This window comes from Sphingorhabdus lutea (assembly GCF_001889025.1).
In the GTDB taxonomy this organism is placed as follows: Bacteria; Pseudomonadota; Alphaproteobacteria; order Sphingomonadales; family Sphingomonadaceae; genus Sphingorhabdus_B; species Sphingorhabdus_B lutea.
Genome location: NZ_CP018154.1, coordinates 2,224,933 through 2,243,407 on the forward strand (window position 1 = coordinate 2,224,933; position 18,475 = coordinate 2,243,407).

General features: G+C 45.9%; 14 protein-coding genes. 3 read left to right on the forward strand and 11 right to left on the reverse strand.

Annotation, left to right across the window (positions count from 1 at the left end; translation table 11 throughout):
- Positions 1-570: a Maf family protein gene (locus LPB140_RS10670; RefSeq protein ID WP_072559816.1), complete on the reverse strand. Its 570-nt coding sequence runs from the start codon at positions 568-570 to the stop codon at positions 1-3.
- 21 nt (positions 571-591) lie between these two features.
- Positions 592-810: a translation initiation factor IF-1 gene (gene infA, locus LPB140_RS10675; protein WP_072559817.1), complete on the reverse strand. Its 219-nt coding sequence runs from the start codon at positions 808-810 to the stop codon at positions 592-594.
- Positions 811-1,154: 344 nt separating this feature from the next.
- On the opposite strand from infA, the gene LPB140_RS10680 reads away from it, so the two are divergent.
- On the forward strand, positions 1,155-3,818 hold the full coding sequence (locus LPB140_RS10680; protein ID WP_072559818.1) for a TonB-dependent receptor: 2,664 nt from the start codon (positions 1,155-1,157) through the stop codon (positions 3,816-3,818).
- Between the two features lie 33 nt (positions 3,819-3,851).
- On the opposite strand, the gene LPB140_RS10685 is transcribed toward LPB140_RS10680, so the two are convergent.
- The 5 genes from LPB140_RS10685 to LPB140_RS10705 form a co-directional block, all read right to left on the reverse strand.
- Complete coding sequence (locus LPB140_RS10685; protein WP_072559819.1) at positions 3,852-4,718, reverse strand: cupin-like domain-containing protein; 867 nt, start codon at positions 4,716-4,718, stop codon at positions 3,852-3,854.
- A 30-nt stretch (positions 4,719-4,748) separates the two neighbouring features.
- Entirely contained in the window at positions 4,749-6,014 is a 1,266-nt protein-coding gene (locus LPB140_RS10690) for a GNAT family N-acetyltransferase (RefSeq protein ID WP_072559820.1), read from the reverse strand.
- Between the two features lie 142 nt (positions 6,015-6,156).
- Entirely contained in the window at positions 6,157-8,196 is a 2,040-nt protein-coding gene (locus tag LPB140_RS10695) for an alpha/beta hydrolase family protein (protein ID WP_072559821.1), read from the reverse strand.
- A 195-nt stretch (positions 8,197-8,391) separates the two neighbouring features.
- Positions 8,392-10,494, reverse strand: a complete 2,103-nt coding sequence (locus LPB140_RS10700; RefSeq protein ID WP_072559822.1) for a sodium-translocating pyrophosphatase — start codon at positions 10,492-10,494, stop codon at positions 8,392-8,394.
- 184 nt (positions 10,495-10,678) lie between these two features.
- Positions 10,679-11,722: a LacI family DNA-binding transcriptional regulator gene (locus LPB140_RS10705; RefSeq protein ID WP_156874193.1), complete on the reverse strand. Its 1,044-nt coding sequence runs from the start codon at positions 11,720-11,722 to the stop codon at positions 10,679-10,681.
- 184 nt (positions 11,723-11,906) lie between these two features.
- Between LPB140_RS10705 and LPB140_RS10710 the strand changes: the two genes are divergently transcribed.
- Both LPB140_RS10710 and LPB140_RS10715 read left to right on the forward strand, forming a co-directional pair.
- A complete protein-coding gene (locus tag LPB140_RS10710; protein ID WP_472548846.1) occupies positions 11,907-13,307 on the forward strand; it encodes a M48 family metalloprotease in 1,401 nt (466 codons plus the stop codon).
- Between the two features lie 46 nt (positions 13,308-13,353).
- Entirely contained in the window at positions 13,354-14,151 is a 798-nt protein-coding gene (locus LPB140_RS10715; RefSeq protein ID WP_083550341.1) for a DsbA family protein, read from the forward strand.
- Here the strand turns inward: LPB140_RS10715 and LPB140_RS10720 are convergent.
- From LPB140_RS10720 to LPB140_RS10735, 4 genes are all read right to left on the reverse strand, one after another.
- Entirely contained in the window at positions 14,148-14,891 is a 744-nt protein-coding gene (locus LPB140_RS10720; protein ID WP_072559824.1) for an RlmE family RNA methyltransferase, read from the reverse strand. The genes LPB140_RS10715 and LPB140_RS10720 overlap by 4 nt on opposite strands.
- A complete protein-coding gene (locus LPB140_RS10725) occupies positions 14,888-16,153 on the reverse strand; it encodes a Ppx/GppA phosphatase family protein (RefSeq protein WP_232223398.1) in 1,266 nt (421 codons plus the stop codon). The genes LPB140_RS10720 and LPB140_RS10725 overlap by 4 nt, the downstream gene beginning before the upstream one ends.
- A 149-nt stretch (positions 16,154-16,302) precedes the next feature.
- Positions 16,303-17,190 carry an alpha/beta fold hydrolase gene (locus tag LPB140_RS10730; RefSeq protein ID WP_232223399.1) on the reverse strand — a complete coding sequence of 296 codons (888 nt, stop codon included), beginning with the start codon at positions 17,188-17,190 and terminating at the stop codon, positions 16,303-16,305.
- Entirely contained in the window at positions 17,187-18,401 is a 1,215-nt protein-coding gene (locus LPB140_RS10735) for a spinster family MFS transporter (protein WP_072560885.1), read from the reverse strand. The genes LPB140_RS10730 and LPB140_RS10735 overlap by 4 nt, the downstream gene beginning before the upstream one ends.
- Positions 18,402-18,475: the final 74 nt, after the last annotated feature.

Genomic DNA, 18,475 nt, shown 5'->3' on the forward strand with positions numbered 1-18,475 from the left:
TCAATCGACATGATAGCCAGCATGCCGCAATAATTTGCGCGTTTCAAATAATGGTAGGCCAATGACCGCGCTATGGCTGCCGCTCATCCAATTGATAAGCGCCTCTGCGCGTCCTTGAATGGCATAGCCGCCTGCCTTGCCTAAACCTTCTTCGCTTTGAACATATGCCTCTATTTCGTCGCTATGCAGGCGTTTAAAGCGCACAATGGTGGTGCAAAGCTCGCTGCGGGCCTGCCCCTTATCATCAATAACGCACACACCGCTTATCACACGGTGCCGCCGCCCGCTTAATTTTTGTAAAAAAATACGCTGGGTTTCTTTATCCTGCGCTTGGGGCAAAATCTGCCTGCCCAAAATGACGCTGGTATCACCGGCCAACACAATATGCGATGGTGGCCGCGTTACCGCCGCCGCCTTTTGCTGCACCATACGCAGCACATAATCACGCGGCAATTCCCCCTTTAACGGCGTTTCGTCAATATTTGGGCTTTGAATTATATCTGGAATAACGCCGATACGGGCCAATAAATCGCGTCGGCGCGGGCTGGATGATGCCAAAATTAACTGCATTAAAACATCACAAATTATTTATTATTTAAAGCGATATGTAATGCGGCCCTTGGTCAGGTCATATGGGGTAAGTTCGCACAACACCTCATCACCCACCAAAACGCGGATACGGTTTTTGCGCATTTTTCCGGCCGTATGGCCCAATACTTCATGTCCATTTTCCAATTCGACACGGAACATTGCATTTGGCAATAATTCCTTAATCGTGCCGCGCATTTCGAGTAATTCTTCTTTAGCCATTTATTCTCACTATTCTGATCGTCAAAAAAAATTTTTGAACCAATGTCGCGCCCATACATGGAAATGAGTGAAAAGAAAAGCCGCATTAACACCCCCCTTGTCGGCAAAATTACCTCTTTGGTCTAAAAATAATATATATTTTGTTCGTCATGGTTACATTTTGCTACAAATAAAAACTGTTAAAGAGTGCATCATATTTATATCCAAATGGACATAATCCGAATTTTTAACATTTAATTTTTATAAAAAGAAGAAATATGAACTTATCATTCTCCCCCAAAGGGCAGGTATCGACCTGCTTTTATTCAAGCCTATTTTGCGGTTGCGCGCTTATTTTCACTCCAATGGCCCATGGTCAGGTTGAAACGCAAATCAATGAACCTGAACAAATAGTTTTTGATGATAATATTGATGACAGCCAAGAAACTATCATCGTAACCGCCGAACGTTTACCCGGCGCGGTCATTACCGATGTGCAACCAATTAACGAATTAACCGAAGCCGATATTGCATCCTATGGCGCGTCATCAACCGCTGAATTAATTCAGGCATTGGCACCACAAACCGCCAGCTCCCGTGGACGCGGCGATGGCGCGCCTGTTATTTTATTAAATGGCCAGCGTATTTCCAGTTTTCGTGAATTGCGCGATCTGCCGCCAGAGGCGATAAGGCAGGTGCAAATTTTCCCCGAGGAACTTGCCCTGCAATATGGGTATCGCGCCGATCAACGCGTGGTGAACCTTATTTTGAAAAGCGGTTTTTCCGCCTTTAATTTTGATGTTGATTATGGCCAAACGGGCAATAAAGGTCAAAATGATGTCGAATGGGAAAATAGCTTTACCTCCATTGGCCAAAAAATAAGGCTAAGCCTGAAATCGGAATATGCGACCAATAACGCCATTACAGAGGATGAGCGGGATATTATCAGCCCATCTGCATCCCTGCCCTATGCGCTTGGCGGGGCGGTCAGTGGGCTTTTACCCAATGGTGAAATTGATCCCGCGCTTTCATCCTTAACCGGAAATACCACCAGCCAAATTTTGGCCCCCGTATCAATTAACCCCAATTTGACCGATTTTGCCGCGCAAAGCCAAATTATCGATCCCAATGCTGTGCAACCATTTCGCACGCTTTCCCCATCGCAAGATCGCTTTGCGGTAAATGGCACGATCAGCTATGCCCTTGCCCCGCGCACAAAATTAACCGCCAATGCATCATATGAATTAACCGACAAAAATTCTTTAAATGGGCTGTCACAGGTCAGTTTATTATTGCCCGACTCCAGCATATATTCCCCATTTTCAAATGATGTTTTGGTGAATAATTATGTTACCGGCGCTGGCATTTTACGCAGCAATAGCACATCACATGACAGCAAATTTTCATTGGGCCTAAACCATGCCGTTGGCCAATGGGATATCAGCGCATCGGCAAATTATGATATTAGCAAATCAAATATCATCACGTCGCGTTCATTGGATATTGATGCGATACAGGCGGCCATATTGGCCGGCACGGCCAACCCATTTGATCCAAATATCTATGCTGCTTTATCACAATCTGCGCCCGATATTTCGGATCAGGTGAATAAGGATTTAACATTTAATATGTTAATTTCAGGTTCGATTTTTGAACTGCCCGCTGGGCCAGTGCAAATGTCGATAAACAGCAGCTATGCCGACCAAAATATACATAGCATGACCTTGCGCCAAACCGGCACAACGAACAGCAGCCTGAACCGCCAAACCCTATCCTCTCGGTTAAATCTAAATATTCCTATTTTGGATGATGAGGAAGGATTTTTGGGCAAATTGGGTTATTTGTCGTTAAATGTTAATGGTGCAGCCGATGATGTCAGCGATGTTGGCAAATTATATGAATATGGCGGCGGCGTTAATTGGCGGCCATTTAAATTCTTAAATTTAAATTTAGGTTATACCAGCAATGAAAATGCTGCATCTATATCCGCAATTGGTGCGCCCATCATTGTCACCCCCAATGTGCAAACTTTTGATTTTACCACCGGAAATACGGTATTTGCCGATTTAATCAGCGGTGGGAATCCCAATTTACGACCCGAAAGGCGATATGATTTTAACATTGGCGCAAATATTGCCCTTTCCTCCGATGGCCGAAAATCATTGCAATTGAATCTGGTCAATAATCGGACCGAAAATAGCATTGGCAGCCTGCCCCTATTAACCCCATTAATTGAGACATATTTCCCCGAACGTGTGGTGCGCGATTCATTTGGGCAGCTTGTCTCAGTTGACCGGCGGTCGATTAACATTGCAGAAGAAAAAAGCAAAACCCTGCGCTGGGGATTAAATTTATCGGGCCAATTCATGCCCAAATCGGCGGCCCCGCAATCAGGCCCGAATTCAGGCCAAGAGGGCGCGCCTAGAGCAGGCGGCGGGCCAAGAGGTGAAGGACCACGTGGTGCCGGTGGTGGCGGTGCTGGTGGTGGCGGGTCAAGAGGCGGCGGCGGGCCAGGCGGCATGTTTGGCGGCAATCGGCCCGATGGTGGTTGGCAATTATCGCTATTCCATAATATCCAATTAAAGGATCAAGCAATTTTGCGCACTGGCCTGCCCGTTTTGGATAGGTTGGATGGTTTTGGCGTATCGGGCCTTGGCGGGACACCGCGCCACAGCGTCACGATGGAAGGCGGCCTTTTTTACAAGGGCATGGGCAGCCGAGTTTCGGCCACCTATCGCGGTAAAACAAAAATTGCGAGCGACAGCATGACCAATAGTGAGGAATTATTTTTCAGCGATAAATTGGACATAGATTTGCGTTTCTTCATCAATTTGGACGAACGCGCCAAATGGTTGAAATCCGCCCTTCCCTTTATGAAGGGGACAAGATTATCCTTTGTCGTGAATAATATTTTGGATGATTATGTTACCACCGTCGATGGAGATGGCCTTGTGCCCATTGGCTATCAACGCGATTTAATCGACCCTGTGGGACGGAGATTTGAAATCGGGCTTAGGAAATTATTCTAATCCCGATTTCACATAGGCTTAAAAAAATAAAGATTATCCCTGCGGCAAAATTTTATTTATCGCGCGATATGCGATTGATTTAAATTTATTTTGCCCAGGATATCTTTTGGGTGGATTGGGCGACATGCCCCATTTGCGCATCATGCCGTTAAACCCATGGGCATATGCCTCATCAAAGCTCCAATTTGAACGCCATGTGATGGAAAGCGAAATGGAAGGCTCGCTGCCATTTTTAACAAAATGCGGCGCCATGACAGGAACAAATAATGCATCGCCAGGGTAAAGTGTATATTGCGTCCCGCTGTCCAGAAAATCATCGGACCAAATTAAATTGCGCGGCCCGCCACTATGGTAATTTTCATGGGATGATGGCGGGGCAAAACGCACATCGCCCGCCGGAAATTGGGTCATGCTTTTATGTCCGCGAAGCTGCATTAAAATATTATGTTCCGGATCGAAATGATATGGCGTGACCGCATTTGGCGATGACACAAAAATAAACCCCTGCGGGCGCAGCATCGCGCCTGTTTTATCCTCTATTGTCGGTTTAATTTCCGCCAATAAATCCAATAATAATTTTTCATATTGCGGATTTTGTTCAATATTTTTTAACACGGCCCAGCTTTTCGCCACATCAATATTGCGAATGGTATCGCCAATGCTCATGCCATTTTTGGGCACATTATCCGGATCAACCCCAATGGGTAAATCGCCTTTATTATATTCAACAAATTGCGGCGGCAACGCATCGCCCAACAACGCCAAAGCATCCAAGGTTAATAATTTATGGCCTTCTAATTGATGCTTAATTTTATGCGGTATTTCTGGATAATTTTGTTCAAAAATATGACGCGCTTCATCATCAAAAACCTGATGTTCAATCTTGGTCATGTCGTTCATATATTTTGCCTTTGCCAAATTATGTATAAATTATGCTTGATTGATTATATCAAATCGCGGCGCAGCCTTGCCCGATTTATAATCCTCCACCCGTCTTAATAGAGAAAAAATCGCCTGTTTTATTGGCCCACCAATTGCAATGGAAAACCGCCCCATGCTGCGCTTATCACTCCATAGACTATCAATCATCGGATGCCCCTCTACTGCGCAGCTATCGCACCATTGGAAATTATCACGGTTTAACAATAAAAGATTTTCAATTTGCAACAGCACACCGGGTGAATATTTATAATATTGCTCATCATAGGTGGTTTTGAAGGAGAAACAGCCTTCGCCAGAAAATAGGTTCACCAACATGGCTATTGGTTCTCCCTTTAGGGTAAGCGATAATAATTCCGCCTTTCCTTCAAATGCGGCTTTGATGATTATATCATGGAAAAACGCCAAACTATCGGGGTGCGTATTTAATGCAGACCCATTTGCGCCCTTCCATCCTGCAGATTCTATCTTCAGAAAATCATCAATCCAATTTTGAACCAATAAGGGATCGTTAATATCGCATCTAATAAATTTACATTCCCCCAATTCTTTTAATCGATTGGCTTGGCGGCGTAATTCCTTACGTTTTTTGGAACGCACGACATTTTCATAATAATTTTCGGGCGTCTGTCCCTTTATCAACATGGCCCGACTTTCCTGCCATACCATGGCGGTATGGCGGCCCTTTCGCGATGAAACCGCGCGCAACGCCCGCGCCAATGGGCCATTGCTTTGCATTAAATTGATATGCAAAAATAATGATAACCCCATTTGGCGGTCAAATTTTTTAAGTATCGCTTCCCAAAATGCCTCTGTCGCATCCTCCAAAACCAATGGCGAGCCAGCAAAAATATTATGATGCAGCCAATTTTGCCAATGAATGATGGGATATTTACCATATTGATACATCGGCTCTATGGGCACTAAGGCACATAATTTTGCGTCTTCAGGGTCGGCATTTTCATATAGCCAAAGGGTGAAAAAACGAATTTTCTTTGTAATATCAAAATGCGGTAAAGAAGCCGCCATGGCCCATCTGCTGTAAAAACAATTTGGTTCAACCGCCTTTTTTTCCAAATCATCCCATTCATGGCCAAATTGGCAGTTTAATTCCTCAAAATGCATAATCCGGCTGATATAGTGAGGTGGCGGGGCAGCAGATATTTGTGCGCCGCCGCGCGGCGAAATATCTTCATATCCCCCGTCTATACTATCATATGTCCGCAACGACAAATTTTGTGCCAAATTATCGGCCATTCACTTTTCCCAAACAATCTTTGCAAAAATCTATAACAGCAAGAATGTAATAAATTACTAATGGCGAAAAATTACCCATTATCATGAAAAAAGGCCGCCCAAATTAACGGACGGCCTTCTGTTTCAAAATAGCGATGAAAATTTATTTCGACATTAATTTCACCGGAACGGGTTTATCAATGTCGCTTTCAATATAGGCGGGGTTAAACCTGTTTAACCAACGTTCCGCACCTTCCAACCATTCGACATGTTGATCTTCATAAGGAAGGTTGTGCGTGCCTTTTTTATTTTCAATATATTCAAAATCCACGCCCTCTTTTTTACCTGAACCCTTTAAACGCGACACCAAAGTGCGCGCCTGTTCAATGGGGATGCGTGCATCGCGAAGGCCAGAAACGATTAAAATTGGCGCCCATGGCCCATCGGTATTACGCGCAGATGAAATGCCGACCAAATCATCAGATGTCGCCTGATAACCCGCACCAAATGAACCAAATGCATTTATGTCATATGCCTTCATCATCGGGAAATCATAAACGCCCGCGCCCGCAATGGCGCATTTCCATTTATCGGCATCGCGCTGTGCCCCGCGCGCGGTGGCATATCCGCCATATGACCAGCCCATGATACAAGCGCGATTTTTATCAATCAGCCCAGTTTCCGAAAATGCGGTCAGCGCGTCATTTAAATCATCCTGCATCCGCTCGCCATATCCATTTGGCTTACGGCCTTCTTTTTCAAATTCCGCACCATAGCCGCCCGAACCACGATAATTTGGTTGGATCACGACATAGCCCAATTCCGCCATTGCCTGTGTCCATGGAAAATAACCAAATTCAACTTCATCTTTAATGCCAAATGGGCCACCATGCGGCATCACCACAACGGGTAAATTTTTACGCGAAGGACGATGACGGGGATAGGTGACAATTGCCTGAATTTTCATGCCGTCGCTTGCGGTATAATATACCGACTCCATCGGGTTTAATTCCGCATTGCCAAGGACATTGCGAACATCGCCCAATTTATTGAAACTGCCGCTTTCCAAATCATATAAATAATAGCTTCCTGCCTGTGATGGCTTTGAAAGCTGGACTAATATTTTGGTAAAATCTTTATTTATCGAGGCCAAACGCGCATTTTTTTCACCAAATTCTTCGTTCAAAAATTCCATGACTTGTTGGCGTTTTGGTTCAAAATATTCGCTATAACTTTGGCCGTCAAACACACTGACCCCGACAATATCATCGCCATCATAATTTCGGATTAAACCGTTAATATCATAACCTTCTTTTTCAAAAACCTTTTCCACCACTTCGCCATTGGCCATATTTATTTTATAAAGGGCGGTGGTGTTTTCATGGCGGCTTGTCGCATATGCCATATCATTGGGCAGGAATATTTCCGGTACAATCAACCCTTCGCCGGTAAAATCCTTATCTTGATCTTTTAAAACAGTTTTCAATGTGCCCTTTTCATCGGAACGATATAAAACACGGCTTTTTCCATCATCCCCGCTGGCATAGGCCGCGCGCACCACACCTTTTGAATCGGCGATAAAGCTGTTGATGATTGAATTTGTGCGTTCAACATTTTTATATTTTCCGGTCTTTACATCAATGCTGATAACCTCTGGACGTCCCCGATCACTTAATGCGGAACGTTGCACCAAAATTTTATCATTTTCATGATCAATATGCATAATGGTACCGCCATTGCCCGCTGCGCCATCCCATGCAAGGGTCACCAATTTTTTGGTTTCCAAATCATAATTCACCAAACGCGACACATCGCCGCGTTGGCCAAAGAAAATATCACGCGATTGCATGGTCAGGACAAGATTATCCTCCCCCACCCAACGCCAGCTAACAACCGTGCGGTCACCCGCATCAACCACTTCATTTGCGGCCAAAACAACAACAGGCACAACAGGCTTTTTCGTCATATCAATATAGACGATATAATCATCGCTACCCTGAACCGATTTAAACGCGATTTTATTGCCCGATGGCGATAATACAGGGTTTAACATATTTGGTTTACGACCAAAAACCTCGGTCGCGACACGTCCCTCGCCCGCTTTAATATTATTTGCGTCCTGTGCAATTGAAACGGTGCTGCCCGCCATTAACGCAATTGGCGCAGCAGAAGCGACCAGTAAAGCTGCAAAAATAGTTTTCATGATAATATCCTCTAATCTTCCCTGATAAAATATGGTGGGCTTTTCGCCTCTTATATTTTTAATATAGCCAAATGAAATGACTTAACAAGCATTTGATGTAATAAAATAATGAAATTTTGTAACTTAAAAACGGCAAAAAATACCCCGCCAAAATGACGGGGTATCCTTTGTATAAATATAATATTGTTTACTGCATTATGCGGCCAAAGCGGCCAATAATAATAATGCCACAATATTGGTAATTTTGATCATGGGGTTTACCGCTGGACCGGCGGTATCCTTATATGGATCACCAACCGTGTCGCCGGTCACCGCAGCTTTATGGGCATCGCTACCCTTGCCGCCATGATGGCCATCTTCAATATATTTTTTGGCATTATCCCATGCGCCGCCGCCAGATGTCATCGAAATGGCAACGAACAAACCGCCCACAATCACGCCAAGCAATAATGCGCCAACCGCCGCAAATGCATTTGCCGGACCAGCAACCATTGCAATCACAAAATAAACCACAATAGGCGCCAAAACAGGCAATAATGATGGAATAATCATTTCCTTAATCGCCGCCTTTGTCACCAAATCAACGGTGCGTGCATAATTTGGCTTGGTTTCATAGGTCATGATGCCGGGATTATTTTTAAACTGCTCCCGCACATCTTTCACTACTTCGCCCGCCGCGCGGCCAACCGCCGTCATGCCCATTGCACCAAATAAATATGGCAATAAAGCGCCCAGCAATAATCCGACAATGACATAGGGGTTTTCAAGACTGAAATTCACTGTCAAATTGGGGAAAAATTCCCGCAAATCGGCGGTAAATGCCGCAAATAGCACCAATGCCGCCAGACCCGCCGAACCAATGGCATATCCCTTGGTCACTGCCTTTGTGGTGTTACCAACGGCGTCCAGCGCGTCGGTTTTTTCGCGAACACTATCGTCCATGCCCGCCATTTCGGCGATACCCCCGGCATTGTCGGTTACCGGGCCATAGGCATCCAATGCAACAACCATCCCGGCTAAGGCCAACATGGCGGTCGCAGCAAAGGCAATGCCGATTAAACCGGCCAATTGATGCGCGATAATAATGCCTGCGCAAATAACCAATGTGGGTAATGCGGTGGATTCCAAACTAATCGCCAATCCTTGAATAACATTGGTGCCATGTCCGGTTTCCGATGCCTTGGCAATCGAACGCACGGGGCGATATTCGGTGCTGGTATAATATTCGGTAATCCAAATAATGAGCGCCGTGACGATTAAACCTAGCAAGGAACAATAAAATAATGTGCGCCCTGTAAAGCCGCCATTACCCTCTAAATCCGCGCCAATTAGCGTTTCCATACCGCCAAGGGCATGGCTGATTGAAAGCCAAATTGCCGGAATGGAAAGTATCGCGGTTAATAAAAACCCCTTATACATTGCGCCCATAATATTATTTGAGCTGCCCAAACGAACAGCATAAGTCCCGATGATTGAAGTGATAATGCACACGCCGCCAATTAACAAAGGCAGGCTCATCAACGGCATTAACAAATCGCCCGCGCTTTTCACCAACAAAGCAATCAGCACCATGGTTGCGCCAACGGTCACCACATAGGTTTCGAACAAATCGGCGGCCATGCCCGCACAATCGCCCACATTATCGCCCACATTATCGGCAATAACGGCGGGGTTACGTGGATCATCCTCTGGAATTCCGGCCTCTACCTTGCCCACCAAATCGGCGCCCACATCGGCAGCTTTGGTAAAAATACCGCCGCCCAAACGCGCAAAAATGGAAATTAACGACGCGCCAAATGCCAATGAAACCAAAGCATCAATCACATGGCGATCATTGGGGCGCATCCCCTGAACATCGGTAAGGAAATAAAAGAAACAGCTTATCGCCAATAATGCAAGCCCGGCGACCAACATGCCGGTAATTGCCCCGGCGCGAAACGCCATGGTCAATCCCTGTTGCAGGCCGGTTTGCGCGGCGGCGGCGGTGCGCACATTGGCGCGAACTGAAATATTCATTCCAATATATCCCGCAACGCCGGATAATAAAGCACCGATGACAAAACCAACAGCCGATGTAACACCCAAAAACCAGCCAACCAAAATGGCAACGACCACACCAACAATGGCGATGGCACGATATTGCCGGCCAAGATAGGCGCTTGCCCCCTCTTGAATAGCAGCAGCGATTTCTTGCATTTTTTCATTTCCGGCGGATGCGCCCAGCACTTGTCGGCTGGTCACAAAGCCATAAATAACTGCAAGCAAACCGCAAATAATTGCGATAAGCGATAATGACATTATTTTTCCTCTCCCAAAGAAATTTTTACATTTAAGGCCACATCTCTCCATATGGCCAAGGGAAGATATAAGGCTGCTTTTGCAAGATAAGCAAGCCCAATAGCAATTTTACCCGTAAATCATCGCCATGACGCCTATCGTGACCTCATATATTGTCCAAATTATATGGGGTGATGCTATTTGATTATGCCATCGGGCCGGAGGAGCTACGGATTATTAACTCATGCTCCAGGGTAAGTATTTTTTGCCCCCCCGACATCATCGACAAATTATCATGCAATAAACGCACCGCGCGTTGTGCCAATGCCTCCAATGGTTGGCGCAATGTTGTTAATTGCGGGCTGATTACCGATGCGATGGGGGAATCGTCAAATCCCACAATGCTAATATCATCGGGTATGCGAATATTGCGCCGATATGCCTCTGACATCACGGCGGCGGCCATGTCATCATTGCTGGCGAAAATTGCGCTGGGATATTTTGGCAGGTTGAAAAATTTCTGTGCGGCGGACAGCCCGCTGTCATAATCGAATAAACCGTCCAAAATAATATCCTCATTGGGGGTTATATTGGCCGAACGCAGCGCACGCAAATATCCGCGCAGCCGCTTTTCACTCGCCCCATGGTCGGGATGCCCCTTAATAAAGCCAATATCGCGATGGCCCAATTTAATCAAATATTGGGTCATTTCAAATGCGGCCTTTTCATCACCAATATTAACCGATAATTTTGTTTTTGCCGGATTTTTGGGTGAAATCGCCACATATTTGGTATCTAATTTATGCAAAATATCCAAAATACTGTCATCATCGCATAATGGGGGGGCGACAATAATCCCACTGGGGGATAATTTTTGGATGATGATTTCCAATTGCTGGGCGCTTAACGGGTCGATATTCAAATGCACCTGAATGCCCATTTGCTGACATTGCATCATCGCGCCAAAATGCATATTTTGAATATAGCTTCGGCTGGGATTATTCATCAATAATAATATATTTTGCTGTGCCCCGACGCGCAAATTACGCGCCGCCAAATTTAACCGATAATCCAGTTTATTGGCCGATTCCACCACCGCATCACGGGTTTTTTTACGGACATGCGCCTCTCCATTCAACACGCGGGAGACGGTTTTTAACGACACACCAGCATGACGTGCAACATCGACCATAGTGGGATTTTTATTTACCCTATTTTCAACATCCATATCTTTGGTTTTACTATTCAACGCCCATGCCCTTTAACTTAACATCCAAAACCGCAATATCATTGACCTGTTTAATATCATTTTTTCAATTTGAATAAACTATCCATAGGAACAAGCAAGGGCAGAGCGCAAACTATTATGTTTGAATTTATGCTATATCTGCTTATCCTTCATTTCTGGTTCATGAAAATAAGGGCAAATAGGGATGATGCATGACAATACAAAACATCGCCTGACATATATTCCAACAAAAATTGCCAATATTTTGGCCATTGCCGCCGCATTTTTATTCACAGTGCAGCCTGTTATGGCACAATCAATTTTACGCGATGCCGAAACAGAGGCGTTTTTACATGAAATTTCCGTGCCGTTAATCAAGGCGGCAAATCTTGACCCGGCAAATGTCGAAATTGTAATGATTAATAATGGCAGCATCAACGCATTTGTGGCGGGCGGTCAAACGGTTTATATTCACAGCGGCTTGATAGAGGCAGCGGACACCGCCAATGAAGTGCAAGGCGTGATTGCCCATGAATTGGGCCATGTAGAGGGCGGCCATGTTATCCGTTTTGACGAAGGATTGGGCGCGGCGTCAAAAATTTCCATTGCCTCACTCATCCTTGCCGCTGCGGCAATTGCCGCAGGTGCGGGAGAAGCGGGCGCGGGGATATTGGCCGCAGGACAGCAAGCTGCATTGGGTAAATTTTTGGCATTTTCCCGCCAACAAGAAGGCGTGGCCGACGCATCGGGCGCGCGATATCTCTCTGCCGCCGGCATTACTGGCAAAGGGTCGATTAACTTTTTTAAAAAATTGCAGAATTTGGAATTTCGATTGGGCATCCCCCAGGAAAATAGCTATAATCGCACCCATCCTTTATCGGGCGAACGGGTACAGGTTTTACAAGAAAGCTATAGCGTTGATCCGGCATGGGACGCGCCCTTAAACCCCAAATGGGAAAGCGATTTCAAACGGGTCAAGGCAAAGTTAATGGGATATATTAACGATCCCAATAAAACCCTGCGTGAATATCCCAATAGCGATAATAGCATCCCTGCACGCTATGCCCGTGCCTATGCATGGCATAAATCCGCCTATCCGCTTCGCGCGTTGGAGGAGGCAGATAGGTTGGTCGAATCTGAACCTTTGGACCCATATTTTCTTGAACTACGTGGGCAGATATTATTGGAAAGCGGCAAACCGGATGAGGCGCTGGCATCGCTGCGCAAGGCAACGCAAATTACCAATAACCAACCCTTAATCGCCGCCATTTTTGGCCATGCCTTAATCGCCACGGAAAATGCAGAAAATTATGCCGAGGCGGAAAAAGTGTTAAAAGCATCGGTGACAAAGGATAATCGCAATCCCTTTGCATGGTATCAATTGGGCGTGGTTTACCAATATGAAGGCGACACTGCGCGCGCGGCATTGGCCAGTGCAGAGCGATATTTAATGGTTGGCGCACCCGAACTTGCCCTGCCCAATGCCAGCACAGCAATGGCGGGGTTAAAAGAATATAGCCCCGATTGGATTAGGGCACAGGATATTAAATTGGTGGCGCAGGCGGAGCTGGAAAAAGATAAAAATAATAAAAAACAACGGCGTTAAGAAAAATAACAAGACCTTTGCCGCATAGGTTGATAAAGGCCATCTTATGACAAAAAGCAGCATTTCCCCATCCGTTAAGCCATTTATAATTTTGGCAGGCATTTTGGCTATCCTTTTGGCGGCCATGTTTATTTGGAGCCAATATGGAAAAAGTGCATCGTCCAGCGACAATGAAGACGAAGCCGCCATTGCCGATGCGGGGATTAGCAAGGATGAACGCGCCGCGACAGAGGCGATTATTCGCCAATATATTTTGGAAAATCCGGAAATTATTCCCGAAGCAATGGAACGGTTAAAAAATAAACAAAGCCAGGCCAATTTGTCACAGGCGGGATCGGCATTGTTAAAACCCTTTGCCAATGGCTTTATTGGCCCAGCCAATGCCAAAATTACAATAGTAGAATTTAGCGATTATAATTGCGGCTTTTGCCGTAAATCGGTTTCGGATATAGAGGCATTGGTAGCCACCAATAAAGATGTCAAAGTGGTGTTTAGGGAGCTTCCCATTTTGGCAGAGTCAAGCCAGCAAGCAGCATTTTGGTCCTTGGCCGCCGCGAAGCAAGGCAAATATCAACAAATGCATAATTTATTATTCGCAGTGCAGGGATTGGACAATAATATCATCCGCGCACAGGCGCAAAAGGCCGGATTAGATATGGCCGCTGCCGAGGCATTTATCAAAAGCGACGAAGCGAAAAATGAAATTGCGCAAAATATTGGTTATGCTCGGCAAATTGGATTTTCCGGCACCCCCACATTCATCATCGGTGATGAAGTGATTGAAGGCGCAGTGGGCAAGGAAAAATTACAAGCTGCCATTGATAAGGCGCGAAAGAAAATTTAATCTTCTTCGCCAAAATTATTTTCGCGCTTATCAATTTCGCGATTATCAATAAATTGGTCCGCAGCCTTTTCTTTCTTACCCTTTGCAATCACATACCATTCAACACTGCCCTTGCGGCTGGCGGGAGGTTTGGCATGTTTCACGCTGGTAAAATTGGCCTTTAATATATCAAGCAGCGCCTTATCCGTGCCGCCGGCAAAAACCTTTGCAATGAATGTGCCGCCAACCACCAAATGTTGAACCGCAAAATCCACCGCCATTTCCACCAAACCCATGGTGCGTAAATGGTCGGTTTGTTTATGCCCCACCGTATTTGCCGCCATGTCCGATATGATTAAATCGGGCATTTGGCCCAACGCCTCCAAAATCTTTTCCGGTGCATCATTATCGGTAAAATCCATTTCAAAAATTACCGCGCCCTCAATCGGCTCAACGGGCAATAAATCAATGCCAACAATCGGCGCATTGGGGCGTTTATTGCGGATTACCTGTGTCCACCCGCCTGGCGCAATGCCCAAATCAACCACGGCCTTGCTATGGCGGATGAAATCAAATTTTTCATCCAATTCCAATAATTTGAAGGCGGCGCGGCTGCGATATCCCTGTGCCTTTGCCAATTTGACATAGGGGTCGTTTAATTGGCGTTCCAACCAACGGGTTGATTGGGCGGATCTTCTTTTGGCGGTCTTTACCTTTTGGCGGCCACCAAATGATCTGCCGCTTGTTCCTTTGGTTTTCATATATTTTTCTGACTTAAAATTTGCGGAATCATTTTATTGTTACTGGCCATTAACAGGCGCAATATACCCTCTCTTATCCCGCGATCGGCCACGCAAATTTCGTCACTTGGCCACAGGGTCAATATTTCTTCTAAAATCGCGCAGCCCGCCACCACCAAATCGGATCTTTCATTACCGACGCAGGGATATTCGGCGCGTTGACGCGGGGTTTGGCCCGCCAAAATATGGCTTATTTCCAGCATATCTTTTGATGGAACCACCAAGCCATCCACAACCGAACGATCATAATGATCCAATTGTAAATAAATGCTGGCCAAAGTCGTAATTGTGCCTGATGTGCCCAAAATTCGCATATCGCCAGCCATTAAACCGTTAATTTTTTGCGCAAATCCGGTAAATGCTTGTGCGACAATTTTTTTCATCTCTTCATATGCTTGTGCGCGAATTTGCGCGTCATCACTGCTTACATTTGGCTGTGCCTCGGTCAATGAAACAACGCCCCATGGGATGCTGACCCAATCCAAAATACGCGGTATCCCCTTATCCGTATCGACAAGGACCAGCTCGGTCGAGCCGCCGCCAATATCGAAAATCAAAGCTGGCCCTTGCCCTGGAGGCAATAAAACATGGCACCCCATGACGGCCAGACGCGCTTCTTCCTCGGCAGATATAATGTCCAAATATATGCCCGTTTCGCGGCGCACCCGTTCAATAAATTCTGGTCCATTGGTCGCCCGCCTGCACGCCTCGGTCGCGACACTGCGCGCCAAAATGACATGACGGCGTTTTAATTTTTGCGCGCAAATGTGCAATGCATCGATGGTGCGTTCAATCGCAGCGTCGCTTATCCTGCCGGTTTGGCCAATCCCCTCACCCAATCGCACAACCTTTGAAAAGGCATCAACCACGGTGAAATTTGCATTACCCGCCTTGGCAATTAATAAACGACAATTATTGGTGCCAAGGTCCAGCGCGGCATAGGTTTTGCGGCCATTTACATGGCTTTGCGGCGTTTTTTTAGGCTGGGCTTTTGCAGGGCCATTAACGAAAGCGTCATTAACTGATGAACCATTAACTGCTGGGCCATTTAATGGTTTTTTCCGCTGGCCATGATTATTTACAGCAAAATTTTGCTGCGTAGATGGTTTTGCACTCTTACTTCTCGCCGCCCGATTTGACCGATAATGTCCAGTGCCCCCAGCATTTTTCGGTCGTTGCGGCGATGGTCCGGTCTTATCGACCATGCCGTACTCACTCTTCATATTATCCAGAACGCATTTATTTGCGTTAAACTTAATGGATATTTAGCGCCTTATACCGAAAATTTCAAGCATTTAAGATTTATGATTAAATCATCCCTTCTCGCTCCAGATAAATGGACAGAAAATATATTCCAAAAATCGGCAGTAAATTATCGATTTATCTGTAAAAATTGTTCAATGGCGCGAACAGCATCTGGCTCATCCAACATGGGTGCATGGCCGCGCCCCATTATTTCGATATATGAAAAATTTGGGGCATGGCTATGGTGCATTTTGTGTAAAATTTGCGGGGTTAAAATATCGGATGTCTCTCCCCTGATGCATAATATGGGAATGCCGTTTAATATCTCCCATAATGGCCATAAATTGGCCGGCGCAGCATTTGGTTTATCGCCCTGAACCCCGTTTGCAATGGACAGGTCATAGGCAAATTTTAATGCCCCATCCTGTCCCATTTCACATGTCCGACGGGCAAATTTCATCCAATCTTTTTCATCATAATCGGGAAAGGCAATTTCATTGCTGGCCCTGCATAAATTGGCCGCATCTTGCCAATTATTCATTTTGGGGCTTTTGCCAACATATTGCTGTAAACGTCGAAGACCTTTGCTCTCAACCTCTGGCCCGATATCATTTAATATAAGGGCGCGGCAAATTGGTTGATGATGGGCGGCCATTAACATGGCGATTAAACCGCCCATTGACGTGCCAATCATCACTGTTTCCTTGACATTTAACGACGCCAATAAAGCGAACATATCTGCGGCATAAATATCAGGCCTATATTGGCTTGGGTCATTATCATAATCTGATTTGCCGCGCCCGCGTTGGTCGGGAATGATTAAATTATGATGCGGGGATAAAATGGCTGCCAAATTTTCAAAATCTGCGCTGTTACGGGTTAATCCATGCATCAATAATATAGGGGTGGTCTTTGCACCTATATCATATATCCGCGCATATAGGTTTAACCTGTCATCGGCGCTGCGATAAAAATGATCATGATATAATGGACCATCATTGTCATTCATCTTCATATCGTCCAATCTTTGCGCAAATGCTTGCCCGCAAAGGCCAAAAATATCGCCGCGAAAACATAAAAAATTAATGCGGTTAAAATCGCATAGCGCAGCCCCTCACCCCCATAAAGGCCGGTATAATAATCGGATAATGCGCCCAAAATTAATGTGCCAAAGCCAAGCCCGATTAAATTATTGATGAACAAGAAACTGGCCGAAGCGGTCGCGCGCATATGCGCAGGGACAAGATGTTGGACCGCCGAAAGAACCGGCCCCAACCACACATAACCCAATGCCTGCGGAATTAAGAAAAAGAAAAATGCCGTTGATGCGGTGGACGATAAAATGCCCCCTGCAAATAATGGCACGCCCAATATGAATGATATTGCGGGCAGCCATGCATAGGCAGCGCGGTCCTTTTTGCCAAAATAATCACCAAGCCAGCCACCGCCCAACACACCAAATATACCGCCTATTAACAAAATGGCGCCGTAAAAATGCGATGTTTCGATTAAATCAAGGCCAAAGCTGCGCTGCATTAAACTGGGCAACCAAAATGCAATACCATATCCGCAAAGCGAGCTCATCGACGCGCCAAAGGATAAAAGCCAGAAACTTTTTTTTGCGGCCAAAATTTTGAACACCGTGCCAATTGTTTCCGCGCGCTGCCCCGATATTGGTTCAGGGGCCTTTGCCTTTTTGGGCTCTTTCACTATTAAACGGAAAAATGGCGCGATGATTATCCCTGCCACCCCCACGACAATAAAGGCGGTGCGCCATTCAACTTGCTGGGCAATATATCCGCCAAATAACACCCCTGCGGCCGAACCCAATGGGATTCCCAATGAATATATGGCCAATGCACGGGCGCGTTCATGGCTGGGAAAATAATCCGCAATCACTGCATAGGATGGCGCAACGCCGCCCGCCTCGCCCACTCCGACGCCCAAACGATATAAAAACATCTGCCAAAAATTACTGGCAATCCCGCATAGGGCGGTAAACCCGCTCCATATAACAAGCGAAATTGTTATCACCCATGTCCGGCTTGTCCGATCGGCAATTAAGGCCAGCGGGATAGCCATTGTGGAATATAATAATGCAAATGCAATGCCCCCCAATGCGCCCAATTGCGTATCGGACAATCCCAAATCCGCCTTTACTGGAACGGCCAAAATTCCCAAAATCTGTCTGTCCAGAAAGTTAAAGGTATAAACCAATAACAACATGGCAAGCACGACCGCGCGATATGCGCGGCCATGCTCTATTTCTTGCCCCAAATTGGGGGCTTTATCTGCCAACT

Coding starts and splice junctions, on each gene's coding strand:
- LPB140_RS10715 (WP_083550341.1), top strand. CDS start 13,354: ATGACAAAAAGCAGCATTTCCCCATCCGTTAAGCCATTTATAATTTTG.
- LPB140_RS10695 (WP_072559821.1), bottom strand. CDS start 8,196: ATGAAAACTATTTTTGCAGCTTTACTGGTCGCTTCTGCTGCGCCAATT.
- LPB140_RS10710 (WP_472548846.1), top strand. CDS start 11,907: ATGATGCATGACAATACAAAACATCGCCTGACATATATTCCAACAAAA.
- LPB140_RS10700 (WP_072559822.1), bottom strand. CDS start 10,494: ATGTCATTATCGCTTATCGCAATTATTTGCGGTTTGCTTGCAGTTATT.
- LPB140_RS10685 (WP_072559819.1), bottom strand. CDS start 4,718: ATGAACGACATGACCAAGATTGAACATCAGGTTTTTGATGATGAAGCG.
- LPB140_RS10690 (WP_072559820.1), bottom strand. CDS start 6,014: ATGGCCGATAATTTGGCACAAAATTTGTCGTTGCGGACATATGATAGT.
- LPB140_RS10735 (WP_072560885.1), bottom strand. CDS start 18,401: ATGTTGTTATTGGTTTATACCTTTAACTTTCTGGACAGACAGATTTTG.
- infA (WP_072559817.1), bottom strand. CDS start 810: ATGGCTAAAGAAGAATTACTCGAAATGCGCGGCACGATTAAGGAATTA.
- LPB140_RS10725 (WP_232223398.1), bottom strand. CDS start 16,153: ATGAAGAGTGAGTACGGCATGGTCGATAAGACCGGACCATCGCCGCAA.
- LPB140_RS10680 (WP_072559818.1), top strand. CDS start 1,155: ATGGCCCATGGTCAGGTTGAAACGCAAATCAATGAACCTGAACAAATA.
- LPB140_RS10670 (WP_072559816.1), bottom strand. CDS start 570: ATGCAGTTAATTTTGGCATCATCCAGCCCGCGCCGACGCGATTTATTG.
- LPB140_RS10720 (WP_072559824.1), bottom strand. CDS start 14,891: ATGAAAACCAAAGGAACAAGCGGCAGATCATTTGGTGGCCGCCAAAAG.
- LPB140_RS10730 (WP_232223399.1), bottom strand. CDS start 17,190: ATGAAGATGAATGACAATGATGGTCCATTATATCATGATCATTTTTAT.